This is a genomic window from Candidatus Borkfalkia ceftriaxoniphila, assembly GCF_004134775.1.
Taxonomy (GTDB): domain Bacteria; phylum Bacillota; class Clostridia; order Christensenellales; family Borkfalkiaceae; genus Borkfalkia; species Borkfalkia ceftriaxoniphila.
Window position 1 is genome coordinate 1,821,549 of sequence record NZ_SDOZ01000002.1, and the last position, 20,242, is coordinate 1,841,790.

At 49.9% G+C, this 20,242-nt stretch carries 16 protein-coding genes and 1 tRNA gene; 11 read left to right on the forward strand and 6 right to left on the reverse strand.

Annotated elements, in window-relative coordinates:
* Positions 1-60 precede the first annotated feature (60 nt).
* Genes ESZ91_RS08160 through ESZ91_RS08185 form a run of 6 tightly spaced genes read left to right on the forward strand, consistent with a single transcriptional unit; the run spans position 61 to position 7,118 of the window.
* Positions 61-1,101 carry a LacI family DNA-binding transcriptional regulator gene (locus ESZ91_RS08160; protein WP_161971102.1) on the forward strand — a complete coding sequence of 347 codons (1,041 nt, stop codon included), beginning with the start codon at positions 61-63 and terminating at the stop codon, positions 1,099-1,101.
* Positions 1,094-3,259, forward strand: coding sequence for an alpha-galactosidase (locus tag ESZ91_RS08165; RefSeq protein ID WP_129225997.1), 2,166 nt, complete (start codon positions 1,094-1,096; stop codon positions 3,257-3,259). Before ESZ91_RS08160 ends, ESZ91_RS08165 begins: the two co-directional genes overlap by 8 nt.
* Positions 3,246-3,749 carry an Ig-like domain-containing protein gene (locus ESZ91_RS08170; protein WP_129226000.1) on the forward strand — a complete coding sequence of 168 codons (504 nt, stop codon included), beginning with the start codon at positions 3,246-3,248 and terminating at the stop codon, positions 3,747-3,749. Before ESZ91_RS08165 ends, ESZ91_RS08170 begins: the two co-directional genes overlap by 14 nt.
* Before the next feature lie 16 nt (positions 3,750-3,765).
* The gene (locus tag ESZ91_RS08175; protein WP_129226002.1) at positions 3,766-4,704 is read left to right on the forward strand and encodes a carbohydrate ABC transporter permease; all 939 of its coding nucleotides are present in this window, start codon (positions 3,766-3,768) and stop codon (positions 4,702-4,704) included.
* A complete protein-coding gene (locus tag ESZ91_RS08180; protein ID WP_129226005.1) occupies positions 4,704-5,537 on the forward strand; it encodes a carbohydrate ABC transporter permease in 834 nt (277 codons plus the stop codon). The genes ESZ91_RS08175 and ESZ91_RS08180 overlap by 1 nt, the downstream gene beginning before the upstream one ends.
* Before the next feature lie 15 nt (positions 5,538-5,552).
* Positions 5,553-7,118 (forward strand): ABC transporter substrate-binding protein, encoded by a 1,566-nt coding sequence (locus ESZ91_RS08185; protein WP_129226008.1) that lies wholly within the window; start codon positions 5,553-5,555, stop codon positions 7,116-7,118.
* A gap of 227 nt (positions 7,119-7,345) precedes the next feature.
* On the opposite strand, the gene ESZ91_RS08190 is transcribed toward ESZ91_RS08185, so the two are convergent.
* Positions 7,346-7,561 carry a helix-turn-helix domain-containing protein gene (locus ESZ91_RS08190; protein ID WP_129224083.1) on the reverse strand — a complete coding sequence of 72 codons (216 nt, stop codon included), beginning with the start codon at positions 7,559-7,561 and terminating at the stop codon, positions 7,346-7,348.
* A gap of 356 nt (positions 7,562-7,917) precedes the next feature.
* Between ESZ91_RS08190 and ESZ91_RS08195 the strand changes: the two genes are divergently transcribed.
* From ESZ91_RS08195 to ESZ91_RS08200, 3 genes are all read left to right on the forward strand, one after another.
* On the forward strand, positions 7,918-8,616 hold the full coding sequence (locus ESZ91_RS08195; protein WP_161971026.1) for a DUF4085 family protein: 699 nt from the start codon (positions 7,918-7,920) through the stop codon (positions 8,614-8,616).
* 612 nt (positions 8,617-9,228) lie between these two features.
* Entirely contained in the window at positions 9,229-9,396 is a 168-nt protein-coding gene (locus ESZ91_RS11600; RefSeq protein ID WP_154071819.1) for a hypothetical protein, read from the forward strand.
* 153 nt (positions 9,397-9,549) lie between these two features.
* Positions 9,550-11,076 carry a recombinase family protein gene (locus ESZ91_RS08200; protein WP_129224476.1) on the forward strand — a complete coding sequence of 509 codons (1,527 nt, stop codon included), beginning with the start codon at positions 9,550-9,552 and terminating at the stop codon, positions 11,074-11,076.
* A gap of 336 nt (positions 11,077-11,412) precedes the next feature.
* On the opposite strand, the gene ESZ91_RS08205 is transcribed toward ESZ91_RS08200, so the two are convergent.
* Positions 11,413-11,489: transfer RNA gene (locus tag ESZ91_RS08205), tRNA-Val, on the reverse strand.
* Positions 11,490-11,657: 168 nt separating this feature from the next.
* On the opposite strand from ESZ91_RS08205, the gene ESZ91_RS08210 reads away from it, so the two are divergent.
* Positions 11,658-14,306, forward strand: a complete 2,649-nt coding sequence (locus tag ESZ91_RS08210; RefSeq protein WP_129226011.1) for a calcium-translocating P-type ATPase, PMCA-type — start codon at positions 11,658-11,660, stop codon at positions 14,304-14,306.
* 36 nt (positions 14,307-14,342) lie between these two features.
* Here the strand turns inward: ESZ91_RS08210 and ESZ91_RS08215 are convergent, their stop codons facing one another.
* Together ESZ91_RS08215 and rplI are read right to left on the reverse strand one after the other, a co-directional pair.
* A complete protein-coding gene (locus tag ESZ91_RS08215) occupies positions 14,343-15,191 on the reverse strand; it encodes an aminoglycoside 6-adenylyltransferase (RefSeq protein WP_129226014.1) in 849 nt (282 codons plus the stop codon).
* Positions 15,188-15,637, reverse strand: a complete 450-nt coding sequence (gene rplI, locus ESZ91_RS08220; protein ID WP_129226017.1) for a 50S ribosomal protein L9 — start codon at positions 15,635-15,637, stop codon at positions 15,188-15,190. The genes ESZ91_RS08215 and rplI overlap by 4 nt, the downstream gene beginning before the upstream one ends.
* A 116-nt stretch (positions 15,638-15,753) precedes the next feature.
* Between rplI and ESZ91_RS08225 the strand changes: the two genes are divergently transcribed.
* Positions 15,754-15,909, forward strand: a complete 156-nt coding sequence (locus ESZ91_RS08225) for a DUF1540 domain-containing protein (protein WP_129226020.1) — start codon at positions 15,754-15,756, stop codon at positions 15,907-15,909.
* A gap of 46 nt (positions 15,910-15,955) precedes the next feature.
* On the opposite strand, the gene ESZ91_RS08230 is transcribed toward ESZ91_RS08225, so the two are convergent.
* Together ESZ91_RS08230 and nifJ are read right to left on the reverse strand one after the other, a co-directional pair.
* Positions 15,956-16,453 carry an NUDIX domain-containing protein gene (locus tag ESZ91_RS08230; protein WP_129226023.1) on the reverse strand — a complete coding sequence of 166 codons (498 nt, stop codon included), beginning with the start codon at positions 16,451-16,453 and terminating at the stop codon, positions 15,956-15,958.
* Positions 16,454-16,620: 167 nt separating this feature from the next.
* Positions 16,621-20,142, reverse strand: a complete 3,522-nt coding sequence (gene nifJ / locus ESZ91_RS08235) for a pyruvate:ferredoxin (flavodoxin) oxidoreductase (RefSeq protein WP_129226026.1) — start codon at positions 20,140-20,142, stop codon at positions 16,621-16,623.
* Positions 20,143-20,242: the final 100 nt, after the last annotated feature.

Genomic DNA, 20,242 nt, shown 5'->3' on the forward strand with positions numbered 1-20,242 from the left:
TGTGTACCGCGCGTTGAAAAACGCGCGGTACAATACAGAATGGCCAAATCGGAGGAATCATTGAAGACAACCATTAAGGACATAGCGCGTGCATGCGGGGTTTCGGTCGGTTTGGTGTCGAGGATATTGAACGGAGACGAAACTTTGCGTTGTACCCCGCAAACGCGGGAAAAAATTTTGCGGGAGATCGAACGCACGTCGTATACCCCGAATTATAACGCGCGGATGCTGGCGAATAATTCCGTAAAAGAGGAGAGCGATATCCGTATCGGTTATATCACATACAAAGGCGCGGTTATGAAACCGAATCCCTTTTTTGACCGCATCATCGAAGGTATCACGGCGATCCTGATCAATTCCCGTTGTCAGGTTTATCAATATTACATCGACGAAGTACACGAATTATATCGGCAGAAGAAGCCGTTATGCGAAAAAAAACTGGACGGATTGGTTCTATTCGGGTCGATCGACGACGACGGACTGATCCAATGGCTGCGGCGGCAAAGTCTGTATATTTCCAGTATCTACGGCGACATCATCGAAAACGCGGATTTCGTCGGCAGCGATCTGTCGAGCACGATCAATCTGATGCTGGATTATATCGCCAGACTCGGTTACAAAGAGATCGGCATCGTGAGCGGAGACAGACATCGCGAACCCGCGCTCTTTACGTATGCGGAAAGTATAGGGCTTCACATTGTAAAACAATTCAGTTTCAATGCGGAGAACGAGATGCGGCGTTCCTATGAAATGATGAAATGGCGCCTGGAACAAGGACTGAAACCTCCGCAGGTGATGTGCTGCATGAACGACGAAATGGCGCTCGGCGTCATGAATGCGGCTTTGGACGCGGGATTGCGCGTGCCCGAGGACGTGTCGGTCACGGGGCACGACGATATACTCAAATCGAGTTACAGCCGCGTACCGCTCACAACGGTGCGCATATATAAGGAAGAGATCGGGCGGCTTGTGACCGATCTTCTGTTGGAAAGAATCAATTACAAGCGTAAATTTCCTGTAAAATTATTGGTGCCGTGTGAGTTGGTAGTGCGCAAATCAATTCAGAAAAACGGAAAAGTCACGCGGAGGAACGATGAATAAAGTTATTTTAAAGCAAGAGCACATACATATTTGTTTCACGGATACGGCAATGGTCTGCAAGGATGAGTATACGGGAACGACGATCGTTTTTTCAGGCGCGGATGAATTTGTGCTGTATGTGAGCGAAAACGGAGCGATACGGCCTTATTTTTCTTCCGAAATGGAAAAAACGTTTCGTTCGGACAAACAGGGCGCAGGAACGTTTTGTTTTGCGGGAAACGGGTTCGAGGCGGAAGTTTCTTATAAAATCGAAGATTACCGTATCATAAAGCGCGTGCGTATCGCCGATAACGCAAAGCGGAAACTTGTCCGCATTGCGTGCGAAAATCGCCGATGCAATCTTGCCTTACAGCGAGGCGGCGAGGGACAGCCCGTATTCATCGGGAACGTTATGTGGTGCGGGATCGAATTTCCCGCCGCGAACAACGGGCAGGACGGGCAGTCGCTGAATTTAATGCAGGCGCCGTTCTGCAGATTGGATACGCCTTTCGAGTCGTTCGATGTCGTGTTCGCGTTCAGCCGCGGAAATTCTTTGGAAAACAGTTTCCGCAGATATATAGAGCAGATGCGTCCGCGCGAAAATTTAAAGATCTACTGCGATTGGGGACTGCATGACGATCTGTCGGATAACATCGAACTGACCGAAGAAATGACGCGCAACAACATTAATAAATTGGATATACTGATGAAAAAATCGGGCGTGCGTTTCGATTATTATTTGATGGACGCATTCTGGTTTGAAGAGAATCAGCCGTATATCTGTTTTAAAGAGCGCACTTTTCCCAAAGGCATCGACTACATTATTCAAATGCTGGAAGAAAAGGGGATCAAATTCGGGTTATGGTTCGATCTCAACTGTATACACGTGCATCTGAAAGGAATGGAAAAATACGACACGCTTTTGGAGAACGGCTCGCTGTGTTTTGCCTGCGACGAGATCGCGGACATGATGTTCGAGGCGATACGATATCATATCCTCAACCATAAAGTCCAGTTGATCAAGTTGGATTTTGCGTATTTCGAATGTAAGAATCCGACGCACGGACATTCGATCGATTTTGTGGAATCAAAAGAAAAGAGCATCGTAAACTTTATTCGCATGACGCAGCGGCTCAAAGAAATCGATCCCGGATTGAAAATTATCTGCTACAACGGTTGGACGACGGAACTGGATTGGATCGGCAGCGTAAAGCAGAAGAGCGGGTTTGCGGTTTCGCCGTATTGGAGCAGATCCGTAGACTATGTATATTGCGGCGATCCGCGCCCGAGCGAGATCGTAACCCCCGATCTTGCCGATTCGCTCGTGTATTATACGGACGCCATGATCCGCAATTTCTACGACGCGCTGATGCCATTCGGCGGGATCGACGATCACGGTACCATGATCGGGGATACCGCCACGATTTACAGGCTCGGCAAAAAGTTGTTCCGTTGCGGCTGGCTGATGAACGCGATGCGCGGCGGCGGAAAACTGCATTTATACGGAAAAGTAGATCTTCTGGACGATTCTGACTTGGAATATATGCGCGAAGTATCCGACGTGTTTGACGATATCAACGCCGGGATTTACGAAACATCCTGCATACTCGGCGATGCGCGCCGCGCAGAAGTGTACGGTTACAGCATTTCGGAAGGCGATACCGGTTACGCGGTGATACTCAATCCCGCTACCTATGCCCGTCCGTTTTCCTTAAGCCTTCCCGAATGGGAAAATTGTTCGATCGTGGTGGAGCGCATCATAGAAAACGGCGAAAAGGTAAATTCGGAAGAAAAGATCTTTACAAACTATACGGGCGAAATTTCTCCGAACGGTTACCGCCTGTTCCGTTGGAAACGTTTGCAGCGCGTTTCCCGCGAGGGCAAACTCGTATTGGACGCGCACAGCGAACTGGTCCTTTGCACGAATGGAAAAGACGTAGCTTTGCGGTTTGAGCGAAACGGTCTGCCGCTGCGCAGTCTTCTCGGATATCCGGAAGGGCTGATCGTTACAGACGGCGAAAAAGTTCTGCAAAGCAGCGTCGAAACGGATATATGGAGCGGCATTTCCTGGCTGTATTTTCGCGTACACGGAGAAAAAGAATTGCACGTTTGTTACAACGGCGACGAAAATATCGCTATGGCGTATTCTTTGGAAGGGTATAGGAATGAACACGATTAAAAAATTGATCGTAATAGGCGCTTTGATAGCCGTCTTTGCTCTCGGCGCGTTGGTGGATTTTCTTATATCGCTGACGTACGATATCGAATTTATCTCTATACGGCGGCAGGGGGATCCTGTTTATACCGACGACGGCTCGCTGCTGGAAGAGGATATCGGCGTGGCGGACGGGGAAACTTACGTGGAATTCGTCGTCCGCGTGACGCAGGGCGGCGCGCCCCGGAAAAACCACACGTTGTATATCAAGACGAACAGAAACGTCGTCGGCAGGGTCGTTACCGACGAAGACGGTTATGCACGGTTCGATTATCGGTGTTACAGGGCGGGAACGACGGCGAAAGCCGAGCCTGTCACGGTTACGGTGCGGGACGAAAACAACTCTTTGTTTATTTTTGTTCCTGCCGAGCGGTCGTACGATCTGGAAATGTACAAACCCTCTCAAAGCGACGGCGACGGCATGACCACGGACGATATTTTTTACGATATTTAAAAGACGGGGGTATGAAATGCGATCTATTAAAAAATCATTGTCAGAAGTCGGACGGGGCGTCGTTTCGGTCGGAAAAAAACTGTATGCGTCCAAAAAGGCTTATGCGTTTCTTTTGCCGCTTTTCTTTTTTCTGCTCTTATTCTCCTATTATCCTGCCTTCAGCGGAATTTATCATTCTTTTTTCGACTGGAAGGATATCGGAGAATCGTCGTTCATCGGGTTTGCAAACTACGTTGAACTGTTTACGGACACAGAGGTGTTTTGGCCGTCGTGCCTGACGCTGCTGAAAATCATGATCCCGAAACTGATCATCAATATCGTGGTCCCGCTCGTCATTGCCGAAATGATTTTCAATTTAAATAGTAACAAGGCGAAATCGTTTTACAGGCTGTGGGTGCTTATTCCTATGGTCGCGCCCGGAGTCGTCATCACGTTGGTATGGGATTATATTTACGATCCGAATTTCGGTTTGGTTTCGGCATTATGGACGATGTTCGGCGGTGAAACCGTCGACTGGCTCAACGATACGCGCACGGTCATCCCTGCGATCATATTTATGGGGTTCCCGTGGATCGGGGGTACCAGCGTGCTCATTTATACATCGGGTTTGAACGCAACTTCCGCGGAGGCCCGCGAAAGCGCGAGGATCGACGGCGCGGGTACGTGGCAGATCATTTTTCTGATCGATTTGCCGCAAATTTTCGGCCAGGTCAAATTTTTCCTGATCAACGGGCTCATTGCAGGCATACAGGATTATTCCGTTCAGTTTTTGCTCACCGAGGGCGGCCCCGGCTATGATACGATGGTTCCCGGCTACTATATGTACCAGGCGGCATTTCAGTCGGGACGCATGGGATATGCCAGTGCGATCGGTACGTTTCTGTTCGCCGTCATTATGCTGTTCACTTTGCTTGCGTTCCGTCTCGGCAAAAAAAATCAGGGGGATCAGATTTAATGTTACGTAAAAGAAAGCACGCCGCTCAGTTGATCGACCATATTTTGCTCGTCGTTCTGCTGTTTCTGATGGTTTATCCCTTGTTTATGGCGGTCTGGTGCTCCTTTAAGTCGACCGCGGAATTCAATATTTCCAAGTGGTATCCCACTTTGCCGCTGAATTTCGAAAACGTAGCCTTTGCCGTCAATGAACTCTGGATCTATATTTTAAATACGGTGTTTGTCGGCGGCGTCGGCACTCTGGGCGTCATTGTCGTATCGTCGCTGGCGGCGTTTGCGTTTGCGCGCATAAAATTTTTCCTTAAAAATTTTCTTTACGGAATGGTGATCGCGCTGATGATGATTCCTGCGATCATGACGCTCGTCCCCAGTTTTATGCTGTATAAGCAGTTGGTCGGTACCGATACTTATCTGATTTTGATCATTCCGATCATCACGGGCGGGTCGGTATTCGGGGTCTTTCTGCTGCGCGGGTTTTTCGAAGGCATTTCCGAAAGCATATTCGAAGCGGCAAAAATCGACGGAGCGGGCGATCTCCGCTGTTATTTCAACATATGTATGCCTCTTTCCGCGCCGATTTTGCTTACGCTTGCGATCATGCAGTTGTCCGGCACCTGGAACGATTATATCTGGCCGATGATCGCCATACCTTCGGCAACGGACAGGCTGACCATTGCCGCGGCGATCAAAAAGGAGTTCTTATCAGCGAATTCAGGCAGTTATCCCACTCTGTTTGCGGGTTACTTGATTTCGTCGATACCTTTAATACTTCTCTATGTCTTTTCCAATAAATTTTATGTGGAAGGGCTTACGAGCGCGGCAGTCAAATTTTGATTCGGAGGAACGAATGTGCATAAATTACTAAAACGGACTATGGCGATCGTGATCGGCGCCGCGCTTTGCCTGGCGGGCGTCGGCTGCGGCGGTGAGAAAGAAACGATTTCCGGCGGCTGGAACGATATCGTGATCAATGAAGGAAAACCCGTGACTCTGTTGGTGGATCTGAACGGTCTTCTTCCTACGACCAATACCGAACCGACCGAACAGCAGCCCATCGTTTTTCGTTCCATTCAGGATATCACCGACGAGTTTTGCGAGATGTTTCCGAATGTAACGGTAAGATGGGCGTATAATAAGAAAAGCGTCGGCGATTGGGCACAGTGGATGACTACGCAGATCGCTTCGAACGAGCCGCCCGACATTGTAATGATGCACGGCGCGGAATATGCGGACAGGGGGTGGTTTATCGGTCTGGACGATATTTTGCAGGAACCGAACGTTTTTGTGGAAGAAGGCGAACGGGGCAGCGAACATTGGAAAGATATGTTCCCGAACTATATGTGGACGAGCGATATGACCACCGACGCTGCCGGGAATACAATCGCCGTTCCCGTCATGTGTTATCCCGGAACGGCGACGGCGTATTTTTACAATAAAGATATTTTTGAGGAGTTGAACCTGTCGATCCCGCGCACATGGGAGGAGTTTAAAAATGTCTGTAAGATCATACAAGATGCGGGTTACATACCTGTCGCGCCGTGGTCATTGAACGCAGAGGCGAACGTCGACACATGGGATATTCAGTTTTCGCTCGGACCAACCTATGCGAAAGCCATTCAAGACCAGTGGGATTACGATAAAAACGGATATATGACGCAGGACGAAATGCTGCGCGCCGTATATGAGGGCGTTTTTTACGGACAGGGGCCCAACCGTGATAATCTCATGTCGATGTACGGCGAAGTGCGCTACAAATACGAAAATATTTTGCAGACGGGCGCGGCAAACACCGATTACGAACCGCTTTGGAACCAGGGCAAAGTAGCGATGATGGAAGACGGTATGTGGCGTATCGGCACGGAAAACGTGAACGCCGAGCGCAAATTCGAATACGGTATTTTCGCAACGCCCCTAGCCGATTCAAAAACGTCCGAATACTGTGCGGATTTTGAATTCGGGGAGGGGGCATATAATCCGCCGATTGCGGAATCGTTCAATATCTGCAAACAAGCGGTCGAAAAAAAGGGTGAAGGTCAACTGCAAGCGGCAAAGTTGTTCTTGATGTGGTTAACGGTTCCCGAAAATATCAACCGCATGGTCGATGAAAAGGCGGGCGAGTACGTGGGCGCCGTTTACGGTACGATCATCCCCGCGGAAATCGAGGATTATATCCGCGGCGAGTTTGCCCGCACGCCTTCCTGCCAGTGGACGACGGGCGTTACGGTTGCAACGCAAAGTTCGATGTCGAAAAGTTTTCAGTATTGGATCGCAGGAAGATACGACGACGCAAGATTTCTTGCATCATACGATAAGAAACTGTACGAGGGAGCCCAAACGATGATTTCGGCGCTGAACATTGATACGCGGGGCTGGACGAACGGATATGATCCCGATTATGATTACGGGAGAGGATAAAACAGATTTCCGACGTCATTCAAAAAGGCGATAAAGGGTTGACCTTTGTCGCCTTTTTATCTTTGAAAACAAAAATAATCCATGAATTACGAATTTTAGCAGGACATAAAAAAACACAATATATAGTAATTGATCAAAAATACTATATATTGTGTTTTTTGATTTGGTGGAGTGCCTATATCGTAAATTGAACGAAAAAAAATCTATCGAATTTTCGATAGATTTTTTTAATTGCTACTTGGGGGCTTAAATAGTTCAACGGGTTCAATTTCTAAAACCTCACAAATCTTCAATATCATTTTCAAACTTATATTAATTTTACCGTTTTCTACTTTATGAATATAACTTGCATCTCTACCAATTCTTAAACTTAATTCATAAGCGGATAAATTTGCAGCCATTCTTTCTTTTGCTAAATTTATGCTAAAATCTTCGAATTTCATACTTATAGTTTATCTCATAAAATTCCTTGACTAATTGACCCACAATCCATATAATAGAATTATAGTCAACTATGTAACAATTATGAACATATTCTTGAACAATTTATTGACATTCGAAAATATATAGAATACAAGGAAAGGAGTGCAAAATGAAATATTTAACGAAAGAATGGCTGATACAATACAAATTATCATATATAAACAGCGTCACAAAGAAGTCTAAACAGGCTCAAACTCAAAATATCGTTTATTACAACAACCTTTATCGAAATCGCTATTTAAAATTTATCGAGATTGAAAAATCTGACGAAATCTATTCGGATCCCTGCAAGGATTTAGAATTGTGCGAACAAAGAATGAACGAGCAAGGGATAACCGAAGAGGAACGAAAACTCAGAAAATGTATATACAGGTATTATGCAAAAACTTGCGAAAAGCGGATAGCGGCAGGCGCGCCGTTTGTGTTCGATGAAAACCATGCCGCCCGTAAATTCGAAGAAGGCTTGCGGCAAAAGATAGAATTATTGCAGCATATGCCGCCGACGATATTGGATAAGGTTGCAGATATCGGTGTTTTTGCGTTCGGATATGTAAGCGAGGAAGTAAAAAGATTATTAAAACCCTATTGCGGAGAATTGAAACGGCAATGTAAAGGTGTACTGAAACAAGCAGAACGCGAAACGGAAAAAGCGGAAAAATATCTGACAAAAAGGCTCGGGGTAAGCGAATACACGGAATTGTTTTTAACAGATATCATTTTTGAAAACGAAGATATCTATTTACTGTTTGACAACGGCGAAAAATTGCTTATCAAAAACGGAGAAATACTCGAAAGGGAGGAAGAAAAACTGTTTGCATGGAACGCGGATATCCCCAACAGCGGTTGGAGCATGGTGATTGCCGCCGAGTTGTACCGCACAGACAAAAAATTTGAAATACATTTTTTAATGGAAAACAGAAACGAATATGAACGTTATACAGTATGGTACTTGACATTCCGAGGAACGGATATACAGGAAATCATAACCCCAAATAATGAATTTCGGTTCAAATAATTTAATAAAAATCAGTACTGAAAAAGACGCTTTCGAGCGTCTTTTTTTTCATGTTCACAGCAAACGGAAATCGCGGGAAAAGTCCGAGATAAGGTAGGTAAGTGACGATGGGACGCGTGCTTGTCTTGATACAAGTACGGCGGCTACGCTGACGAGGCGGCAGAGCCGCCTCGTCACCCGCTCGCTGCGCTCGCGGGCGCCTAAGACAAGCACGCGCCCCAAACAAAGCAACAACGCAACAGCGGAACGCACAAAAAAAGCGCGGCGGCGCGGGGTGGCGCCGCTAAACCGCTCGGCGGTCACTCCCGCGCATACCGTCGCGCATACTTTTTTATTCTGCTGTTCCCCCCTTTTTTTCGCAAATGGCAGTAATACGTGCGCTTGTCTTTTATACAAGTAAAGGAATAAAAGTCTTTTGAAAGCCCTCGGAATTTTGTCCGAGGGCTTTTCTCTTTTCCCCAACCGTATATCTGCGGGAAGAGTACGAAAAAAAACGATATTTAATGAAAACAATCCGATTGATAATGGTTTTTGTACGGGAACAGTCCGTACCAATTTGAATTCGTTTTTGATATAATCTGTCCATAAAGATTTTACGGACAGGGAAAGAATATGAAACGACAGGATTTAACTTATATCGCGGGGAATGACTTGTATATAGCGCCTTTATCAGATTGCGAAACAAATGCCTTTTTCTCCGCGGTATTGGCAGAAATAAAAGAATTGAGCAAAGAAGAAATGGAAAACAATCCTTTTTGTCTTTCGTCCGTCGGAGCGTAAACGAAAACACCCTTTCCGTCAAGGGTAAAATACATTGCCTGCGGCAACCCTTGACGGAAAGACAACACACGGACAGATAAGGGAAAGACTTTGCGTTTCCGTTTCGTCCGTTTCCGTCGAAAGACAAAAAACAATTCAAAGGAGTTATGTATCATGAAATCAGCAGTTATCTATGCACGCTATTCCAGCGCAAGCCAGACCGAGCAGTCTATCGAAGGGCAATTAGACGTTTGCAAAAAGTATGCACAAGACAACGATTTACAAATCGTCGATACCTATATCGACCGCGCCATGACAGGCAAGAACGACCAACGCGCCGCATTTCAAAAGTTATTGTCCGACAGCGAAAAGCCCGTAACGTGGGAAATCGTGCTTGTATATGCAATCGACCGTTTCGGCAGAAATTCCATTGAGATAGCCGTCAATAAACAACGCTTGAAAAAGAACCGTAAAACGCTTATTTCCGCTACGCAACGCACCTCGGAAAATATAGACGGCACCAAGAACCTTGACGGCATTTTACTTGAAAATATGTATATCGGGCTTGCCGAATATTATTCCGAAGAACTCTCCCAAAAGATATTGCGCGGGTTGAACGAGAGCCGTAAGAAAGGCTTTTACTGCGGCGGGGGCGTGCCTTACGGGTACAAAGTGGTTGCCCGCAAAATCGTTGATGATGCCGAAAAAGCCGATATTGTCCGTTACATATTTTCGCAATATGCCCTCGGCGTGTATGTGCCTACGATTATCAAAGCCTTGACGGAGCGCGGCGTTTACCATAACGGAAAACCGTTTGCGCCCAATACCGTGTACCATATACTGAAAAATGAAAAGTATCTCGGCATTTACCGCAATAAAGGCGAAGAATACGACAATATCTATCCGCAAATCGTACCGATTGAAATTTTCGATAAAGTACGGGCAAAAGTACAAAAGAACAAGTACGGCAAAAGGAGCGTACAGGTAACATACCTATTGCGCCATAAACTGAAATGCGGATATTGCGGACACCCGATAAGCGCGGAAAGCGGTACTTCCTCAAACGGTGAAGTGATACACTACTACAAATGCCACGGCAGAAAAAAGTATCGCAACGGTTGTGAAAAAACGGCATTACGCAAAGAGTTTTTGGAAAACTTTGTACTTGAAACTATCCTGCGCGAACTCTCCAAGCCCGATACAATGAACAAGGTCGTTGACGGGCTTATGCAGATACAGGAAATGCAGAACAAAGAAAGCCCGATACTCAAAACATTGCTTTCGGAAAAGCGTCAGACGGAAACGGCATTGAACAACTTGATGTCCGCTATCGAACAGGGTATTATCTCCGCTACGACAAATAAGCGTTTGCACGAACTCGAAAACAAACTTACGGAACTCGAAAGAAATATATTGATAGAACAGAGCAAAACAAAGATAACCCTATCCGAAGATAAGATACGGAAATATTACGAACAGGCTTTACTGAAAGAGCCGCAAATGCTGATAAACCTGCTTATAAAGCAAATCGTATTGTATAACGACAAAATGATAGTTTACTACAATAGCCCCATACAAACAAGCCCCGACGGAAACAGTCAGGGCTTTTCTTTTTACGATGAAATTGCTTTCATGCCGTATATCATACAGAATAAACCTAATCCCGCCATGCGCGCGATACGAGTGATCATGACCGTATAAGCGGCGGCTATTTATTCCACGGTGCTCTTGACACGAGCCTCTCTCGGAGCGTGTTTGAGGGCAAATACGGGCGAAACCATGCAACCCCGCACCCAAACAGGGTACGGGGTTTTGGTTTGCCTTCGGCGGAAACAGCCTAACACGCTCCGACTCGCGTCAAGAGCCTTTCGCGGCATAAACCGCCGCCGCTCACCGTTACGGAGATTTACTCGACCGAAAGCATTGTGCGCCGTAAATTGCCGATTTCGAGCCTTAAACGCGATTAAACGGCTTTCCGCGGCAAAAGAAAAAACCTAAACCAAACACCTTTTTGAGATGTTCAATTTAGGTTAAACGTGGTGGGGATGGTAGGGCTCGAACCTATGACCTCATGCATGTCAAGCATGCGCTCTAACCAACTGAGCTACACCCCCGCAGATGACTTTATAAATATATCATGTTCGGGGGGGATTTGTCAAATCATTTTGCGGTTTTTAAGAAAAATTTTCACGGACAAAATCGAAATGTTTTCGGGCGGCGAACATAAACGCGGCGGGCGGCGAATAACATAATTTAGAGTAAAATGTTTTCACGAGGTTGTAATGCGCGATTATCATCTTATGGGCACGCAGGCTTGTCTGAATGAATTAAAGACAAGCGGCCAGGGACTTTCGGAAGAGGAGGCGTCAAAGCGCCTCAAAGAACACGGCGCCAACACGCTGAAAAAACAAAAGAAGGGGGGCGCCCTGCGCCTGTTTTTTGCGCAGTTCAAGGATATCATGACGATCCTTCTCATCTGCGCTGCCGCCATTTCCGCAGGTATCTCCTTTATCACGAGAGACAGGGGCGAATTGGTGGATACGGGTATCCTTCTTTTTATCATTCTTTTAAACACCTTTGTCGGCTTTATCCAGCAGTACCGCGCGGATACCGCCATCGAAAAACTGAAAAGCCTTTCTATATGCGAAGTGAAGACGCTCCGCGGCGGCCGCACGCAGATGGTCGGCAGCGAGGACATCGTACCCGGCGATATCGTCTATCTGGAAGAGGGGAACATGGTTCCCGCCGATTGCAGGATCTTGGAATGCGATGCGCTCAAATGCGACGAGTCCGCCCTGACGGGCGAATCGCAGGGCGTGAAGAAAAACGCGGATATTCTGAGCGACAAAAAGACTTCTCTCGGCGATCGGAAGAATATGCTTTTTTCCTCTACGTTCGTGGTCGGGGGACAAGCGAAAGCGCTCGTCGTCGGCACGGGACAAAATACGGAGATCGGCAAGATCGCGGATCTCATCGACAACGCGGAAGCGGTTATGACGCCGCTGGAAAAGATTTTGTCCGTACTCGGAAAGATCATCACCGCATTCGTCGTTTCGGTGGCGGCTGTCATCTTTATATTCGGACTGTTCTTTAAAGACGGCGGGATCCTCGGCAACTTTATGGCGGCGGTCGCCGTGGCCGTCGCAGCCATACCCGAAGGCATGCCCGCGGTCGTCACCGTGATCATGGCGCTCGGCGTACAGAAAATGAGCCGCGAGCGCGCGGTCGTTCGAAAACTGCACGCGGTGGAAACGCTGGGCGGCTGCAACTATATCTGTTCGGATAAGACGGGCACGCTCACAGAAAACAAGATGACGGTCGAGGAGATCTGGACGGATTTCACGGCTTCGGAAACCGCGGATAAGAACAAGCCCGTGCACCGGACGCTGCTCGCCTGCATGGCGGTCTGCAACAGCGTGAAAGCGGACGGCGACAAACTTCTGGGCGATCCCACGGAAACCGCGCTCGTGAATTTCGCGAAAAAATGGGATCATACCGCCGAGGGCTATCGGCACCTCGGCACCATTCCGTTTAATTCCGAACGGAAAATGATGAGCGTGGCGGCGGAAAAAGAATACCCGCTATGCTACGTAAAGGGCGGGGCGGACATCGTCCTGAAAAAATGCACGAGGATATTGACCTCGTCGGGCGTGCGTGCGCTGACGCTTTCCGACAGGCGCGCCATTTCCGACGCGGTGCAGAATATGGCAAAGCGCGCGCTGCGCGTATTGGGGTTTGCCTGCCGCGAATACGAAAAAGAAATTTTCGAAGAAGATCTGATCTTCGTGGGGCTTTGCGGCATGATAGACCCGCCCAAGCAGGGCGTGGCGCAGGCGGTGCGCGAATGCCGCCGCGCGGGCATCACGACCGTGATGATCACGGGAGATCATCCCGACACCGCTTTTGCCATCGCCAAACGGCTCACGATCGCCCAAAACGAGTCGGAGGTGATCACGGGCGCGGAGATCGACGCCATGGCGGAGAGCGCGTTTTTCGAGTCCATAGCGCAGTATAAAGTATTCGCGCGCGTCAGCCCCAAACACAAGACGATGATCGTGCGCGCTTTGCAGAAAAAGGACAACGTAGTGGCAATGACGGGCGACGGCATTAACGACGCGCCCAGTATCCGTACGGCGGATATCGGCATCGCGATGGGCGTTTCGGGCACGGACGTGACAAAGAGTGCTTCGGACATGGTCATTACCGACGATAATTTCACGACCATCGTCACGGCTGTGCGCGAGGGACGGCGCGTGTTTTCCAACATCAAAAAGACCATTCAGTTCTTTTTGGCGACCAATCTGGCGGAAGTTTTATGTATTCTCGCCGTAACGCTCGTGCTGTATAGATTCGATTTTCTCACGTCCACGCAACTTTTGTGGATCAACCTGATCACGGACAGCCTGCCCGTTCTCGCCCTCGGCGCGGAAGGCGCGGACCGCGACGTGATGGAACGCCCGCCCAGACGCGCGTCGGAGATATTTGCCGCGCCCTCCGTCGTTTCCATGCTCTTTTTCGGCGCGGTGCAGGCGCTCATCGTCATTCTCGCTTTCATCTACTGCGTCAATGCATACGGCAACGCCGTGGCTGTGACCGTGACTTTCTTCGTCCTGTCCTTTTTGGAACTGTTCCATTCCTTCAATATCCGTTCGGACGTCGAATCGACTTTCGGGAAAGGATTTTTCTCCAACAAAATGATGTTTCTGACCGTATTTATCGGCATCGCCGTGAATATGATCCTGTGTTTCGTGCCCGTATTCCGCGCTGCGTTCGGCATCGTGCAACTGACGGCGATACAGTGGCTTTTCGTGTTCGCCGCATCGCTCGCTATCATACCTGTCGGCGAACTTTACAAATTCGTCGTGCGCCGCCTGCGCCCCGCGCAGCCCGCCGAAAGACTGCGCAAAACACAGCGCGTTACATCGCTGTAAAAAAGCGCCCCGCATACGTTGCGGGGCGCTTGCCTTTTATAAATTTTTCATTTTACGTATCAAATCGAGCGCCGCCTGCGACTTTTGCCGTTCGTCGTCGAACCCGAGCGACTCGGCGACGCTTCGCGCGCTCCGCATGAACAGATCGAACGCGGCGAAAAGGGCGTTCCACATTTCTTCGGCAGCCGCGCCGCTGTACGTGGAAAGGAGCAACGCGTATTCCTCCTGCGAAAGATAACGGCGAAGATATTTTCCGCACTTTCCCGCGCTGATTTGAAAACCGGAGGCAAGGGCGGCTTTCCAGGAGAGCATTTTCAAAAGTTCGGGGCGCACGCAGCCGTTCATCTGCGCCTGCGCGTAGGTCGGCTCGCCGCGTCGGATGCCCTTGGCGACGTAAGGCGCCACCCAGCGGAATTCGCCCAGACACGCCGCAAATTCTTGTGCCGTCGGTCTTTTTACACGGTAATCTCTGTCGGAAGGGGGCGGGATCGCGGGCAGGATGCCGTCTTTATCCAAAAGAAGCAGCGTCTGCGAATCTTTGCCGTATTCGGCAAGCACGGTTTCCATCGGAACGAAACCCAGGTCGATGCGGTTGACGTCGGCAAACTGCATGAGATACGCGTAGCGCTCCCGCGATTTGTTTTCGCGGTAGGGCGGGCCTTCGGGCTCCTGCATGACGGCGATTTCGCCGAATCGTTGCAAAAAGTCGGTTGCATCGACAAAGGGCGCAAGGTCGGTCACGGCGCATACGACGTCGTAATCCATGAAAACGTCCTTATCCGCGTCGGGATTCGCGCGTGAGCCGTTGAGCCACATGGCGCGGATGCGCTCGTCCGACAGGGCGAAACCGCGCAAAAGCGCAAACATTTCCCGTTCGGTCCTCATTTTTCTTCGGGTATCACTTTGACCGCGATTTTGGCGATCACGCCTTCCATCATGCGGATCTCTACGGGATATATGCCCACGTTTTTGATCGCGTCCTTTAACTGGATCTTCTTTTTATCGACGGCAAATCCCAGATCTTCCAATTTGGAAGCGATCTCTTTGGAAGTCACGCTGCCGAATACTTTGCCGTTTTCGCCGCACTTGATGGAAAGCGTCACTTCCGTCTTGTCGATCTTTGCGGCAAGTTCTTTGATCTCGCGGATCTCTTCCGCTCTTTTGCGTTCTTCCGCCTCTTTTTGCAGTTTCAGGCTGTTGACCGCCACGGAGGACGCCTGTTCCGCCAATCCTTTTTTCAGGAGGAAGTTTTTGGCATAGCCGTCGCTGACTTCGAGGATCGCGCCCTTTTTACCCGTGCCTTTTACGTCCTGTTTTAAAATTACTTTCATAATTGTCACCTCAGATGATATGGTTTTATTTTACATGGAAAGCGCGAAAATGTCAACCCTTCTTTGTATGAAGACGCCGCTTTCTGCGCATAATAGCATATAGGAGGTAAGTTGAAATGGATAGATGTAATCATTCCATCGGCTGCGAAGTGACCGAATGCATGTTTAACTGCGAAGGCAGAAACTGCTCTTTGGATAAGATCACCGTGGGAAACACCTGCGATTGCGAAGCCGACAAATGCACTTGCTGCGAAAATTTTAAGAGAAAATAAGGAAAAAGAGGAAGTCCGTACCGCATTCTTGCGGTACGGACTTCTTTTAAATTTTGTTCTTTTTGAGTTCCGCAATTGCGTTTTGCAGAAAAAATTCCGCCGTGGAATCGCGGCTGACCGTTTGAAGCGCTTCGTCGAATCCGCACCATTTGATCTCGCTGATCTCGTCCTCGTTGAAGACGATCTCGCCGTCGCTGACGACGACGATGAAGTTGAGCATCAGAACGTTTCTCGGTTCGTGATATTTGGAACTCATGTACTTATATTTGACGGCGTTGAGTCCCGTCTCTTCTTTGATCTCGCGCACGAGCGTCTTTTCTGCCGATTCGCCCTTTTTTATATAGCCCGCGAACAACAGAAAATCGTTGTTTTTCGTATGTTTTGCGATTAAGATTTTATCCTGCGTCTTGTTGACGACGACCATACTGACCGCTGTGGAAAAAGGCGGAAACTTGAATTTTTCGCACACTTCGCAGTAGGGGACAAGACCTTCGTTTTCGCAAAATTTCAATACTAATTTATTGCCGCATTTCGGACAATGCATAAAAATCCCCTCCTTGGTTCTTATTTTAAATAGAATACTCCATTTTTGCCGAAAAGTCAATATCATTGGAAAGATTTTTGCACGATTTTCCGAAAAAATCCACGAAAACGCCATAAAAAGCCCCGCGGCAGCGCCGCGGGGCTTTTGATTCGAAGGCGCGGGATATTTTATTCCCTGCCTGCCAATTTTTTGTAACTTTCCAGACGTTCTTTGCTCTCTTTTTCCGTTTCCGCAAACAGTTTGTCGGCAAGATCCGGCTGCGTCTTTTTAAGCGAGGAGTATCTGGTCTCGCCGAGGATGAATTCCTGATAATCGGCGGTGGGATCCTTGCTGTCGAGCGTGAAGGGGTTCTTGCCCTCGTCCGCAAGTTCGGGATTGAAACGGTACAACTGCCAGTAGCCGCAGTCCACCGCGCGCTTTTCTTCGTCCTGGCTCTTGCTCATGTTGATGCCGTGGTTGATGCAGGGCGCGTAAGCGATGATCAGCGAAGGCCCGTCGTACTTTTCAGCCTCGACGATCGCGTTGAGGAACTGCTGTTTGTTGGAGCCCATGGATACCTGCGCCACGTATACGTAGCCGTAACTCATCGCCATCATTCCGAGATCCTTTTTCTTGACGCGCTTGCCCGCGGACGCGAACTTCGCGACCGAACCCGTAGGGGTGGATTTGGAAGCCTGGCCGCCCGTATTCGAATACACTTCGGTATCGAGGACGAGCACGTTCACGTTTTCGCCCGAGGCGAGCACGTGGTCGAGGCCGCCGTAACCGATGTCGTAAGCCCAGCCGTCGCCGCCGAAGATCCAGATGGATTTCTTGACGAGGCAGTCTTTGGCCTTATAGATCTCCTTGCAGAGCGCGTCGCATTCGCAGCCGCAGTCCTTGCAACTTTCCAGCGCTTTGACCAGTTTTTCCGCCGCCGCTTTGCTGCCTTCCGCGTCGTTCATGTTCGCGAGCCATTCTTCGCAGGCCGCCTTTCCTTCCGCGTACTCTTTCCAGCCGTTTTCGGCAAGCGCTTTGACTTCCGTTTCCAGTTTTTCGCGCCTTGCTTTATACGCAAGATTCATGCCGAAGCCGAATTCCGCGTTGTCCTCGAACAGGCTGTTCGCCCATGCGGGGCCGTGGCCGTCCTTGTTCACGGTGTAGGGGCACGTAGGGGAGGAACCGCCGTAGATGGAGGAGCAGCCCGTGGCGTTGGCAATGATCATGCGGTCGCCGAACATCTGGGTGACGACTTTGACGTAAGGCGTTTCGCCGCAGCCCGCGCACGCGCCCGAGAACTCGAACAGAGGCTGGTTGAACTGGCTTCCCTTCACCGTGCTGCGCTTGAACGCCGCGGTGTCGGCCTGCTCTACGCTCTGGGAATAATCCCAGTTCTTGCTCTCGGCTTTCACGAGTTTCGCAAGGGGAACCATTTCCAGCGCCTTATTCTTGGCGGGGCACACGTTCGCACACACGCCGCAACCCATACAGTCGAGCGGGGAAACCTGGATCCTGTACTGCGTGCCGGCAAGTCCCGTGGTGGGCTTGGTCACGAAAGAATCGGGTTTTTCCGTGCCTTCCGCAATGACGACGGGGCGGATGCATGCGTGCGGGCAGACGAAAGAGCACTGGTTGCACTGGATGCAGTTTTCGGGGATCCACTTGGGGACCTTGACCGCTACGCCGCGCTTTTCATACTTCGTGGTGCCCGTGGGAACGGAACCGTCGGCGTTGAACGCGGAGGTGGGCAGTTTGTCGCCTTCGAGCGCGAGAATGGGATGGACCACGTTCTTGAAATACTCGTTATTGGCGATTTTGACCATGGGAGCGCCCGTCTTGGCAGTCTGCCAACTTTCGGGTACCTGAATTTCGACGAGGCCCGAGATCGCGCTGTCGATGGCGTTGTAGTTCATGTTGACGACGGCGTCGCCCTTACGGGAGAATTTCTTGTAAACGGCCTTCTTCATGTAATCGGCGGCCTGCTCGTAGGGCATGATTGCCTGGTTGATATAGAAGAACGCGGACTGCATGATGGTGCTGGTCTTGCCGTTCAGGCCGATATCCTGCGCGATCTTGATCGCGTCGATGTTGTAGAATTTGAGGTGCTTTTTCGCGATCTGCTGTTTGACGCGCGCGGGAAGGTTCTTCTCCAACTCTTCCACGGTATTCCAGGAAGAGTTCAAAAGGAACTTGCCGCCCTCTTTCGCGTCGGAAAGCATATCGTAGCGGGTGATGTAGGAGGGGTTGTGGCAGGCGACGAAGTCGGCGCTGTCGATAAGGTAAGACGACTGGATGGGCGTCTTGCCGAAACGCAGGTGCGAAACGGTGATGCCGCCCGACTTTTTGGAATCGTAGAAGAAATACGCCTGCGCGTACATATCGGTGTGGTCGCCGATGATCTTGATGGAATCTTTGTTCGCGCCCACGGTGCCGTCCGAGCCGAGCCCGTAGAACTTGCAGGAAATGGCGCCTTCGGGAGCCGCGTCGTATTTTTCGGAGAAGTCGAGGGAAGTTTTCGTAAGATCGTCGTAGATACCCACAGTGAAGTGGTTTTTGGGACGTCTTTTTTCCAGATTTTTATATACGGCGTAGCACATGGAGGGGTTGAACTCCTTGGAGCCGAGGCCGTAGCGTCCGCCGACGACTTTGATCTTTTTGAGGCCCTTTTCGAAGAGCGCGGAGCACACGTCGAGATAGAGGGGCTCGCCGATCGAGCCGGGTTCCTTGGTGCGGTCGAGTACCGCGATCCTCTTGCAGGTGGCGGGAATGGCGGCGACGAAAGCGTCGGTCACGAACGGACGGTACAGGCGTACCTTGATCATGCCGACTTTATGTCCTTCGGCGTTCATCTTGTTCACGGTCTCTTCCATGGCGTCCGCGCCCGAGCCCATGATGACGACCACGTTCTCCGCGTCGGGAGCGCCGCAGTAGTCGAACAGGTGATAACTTCTGCCCGTGAGAGCGGAAACCTTGTCCATCATTTCCTGCACGATGGCGGGGGTGGCGTTATAGTATTCGTTCGCGGTCTCGCGGTTCTGGAAATACGTATCGCCGTTCTGCGCGGTGCCTTTCTGGATGGGGTGTTCGGGGTTGAGCGCGCGGTTTTTGAAATCCTCGATGTCCTTCATATCCACGAGGGGTTTCATCTCGTCGTAGTCGATCACGTCGATCTTGGAAACTTCGTGAGAGGTGCGGAATCCGTCGAAGAAGTGCAGGAAAGGGACTTTCGCTTTGAGCGTGGACAGATGCGCCACGAGCGCGAGATCCATAACTTCCTGCACGGAACCGGAGGCGAGCATGGCAAAACCCGTCTGACGGCACGCCATCACGTCCTGATGATCGCCGAAAATGTTCAGGGAGTGCGCCGCGATCGCGCGCGCGCTGACGTGAAACACGGTGGGCATGAGTTCGCCCGCGATCTTATACATATTGGGGATCATCAGAAGAAGACCCTGGCTGGCGGTATACGTCGTGGTGAGCGCGCCCGCGCAGAGCGAACCGTGCACGGCGCCCGCGGCGCCGCCTTCGGACTGCATTTCGGCAAGTTTGAGTTTCTGGCCGAACATGTTCACGCGTCCGGCAGTCGCCCATTCGTCCGCCACTTCCGCCATGGGGGAAGAAGGGGTAATGGGGTAAATGGCCGCAACCTCCGAGAATGCGTAGGCGACGTGGCTGGCGGCGGTATTGCCGTCGATCGTCATCTTTTTCATAAAAAAATATAACCTCCGAATACTATTATTTTTTCCGATTGATAAGTTTCACGGCGTTTCGTGCAAAATCGCACCGAAAGCCTATATTATTATAATATTT

Coding starts and splice junctions, on each gene's coding strand:
- ESZ91_RS08165 (WP_129225997.1), top strand. CDS start 1,094: ATGAATAAAGTTATTTTAAAGCAAGAGCACATACATATTTGTTTCACG.
- ESZ91_RS08170 (WP_129226000.1), top strand. CDS start 3,246: ATGAACACGATTAAAAAATTGATCGTAATAGGCGCTTTGATAGCCGTC.
- ESZ91_RS08175 (WP_129226002.1), top strand. CDS start 3,766: ATGCGATCTATTAAAAAATCATTGTCAGAAGTCGGACGGGGCGTCGTT.
- ESZ91_RS08180 (WP_129226005.1), top strand. CDS start 4,704: ATGTTACGTAAAAGAAAGCACGCCGCTCAGTTGATCGACCATATTTTG.
- ESZ91_RS08190 (WP_129224083.1), bottom strand. CDS start 7,561: ATGAAATTCGAAGATTTTAGCATAAATTTAGCAAAAGAAAGAATGGCT.
- ESZ91_RS08195 (WP_161971026.1), top strand. CDS start 7,918: ATGAACGAGCAAGGGATAACCGAAGAGGAACGAAAACTCAGAAAATGT.
- ESZ91_RS11600 (WP_154071819.1), top strand. CDS start 9,229: ATGAAACGACAGGATTTAACTTATATCGCGGGGAATGACTTGTATATA.
- ESZ91_RS08200 (WP_129224476.1), top strand. CDS start 9,550: ATGAAATCAGCAGTTATCTATGCACGCTATTCCAGCGCAAGCCAGACC.
- ESZ91_RS08210 (WP_129226011.1), top strand. CDS start 11,658: ATGCGCGATTATCATCTTATGGGCACGCAGGCTTGTCTGAATGAATTA.
- ESZ91_RS08215 (WP_129226014.1), bottom strand. CDS start 15,191: ATGAGGACCGAACGGGAAATGTTTGCGCTTTTGCGCGGTTTCGCCCTG.
- rplI (WP_129226017.1), bottom strand. CDS start 15,637: ATGAAAGTAATTTTAAAACAGGACGTAAAAGGCACGGGTAAAAAGGGC.
- ESZ91_RS08225 (WP_129226020.1), top strand. CDS start 15,754: ATGGATAGATGTAATCATTCCATCGGCTGCGAAGTGACCGAATGCATG.
- ESZ91_RS08230 (WP_129226023.1), bottom strand. CDS start 16,453: ATGCATTGTCCGAAATGCGGCAATAAATTAGTATTGAAATTTTGCGAA.
- nifJ (WP_129226026.1), bottom strand. CDS start 20,142: ATGAAAAAGATGACGATCGACGGCAATACCGCCGCCAGCCACGTCGCC.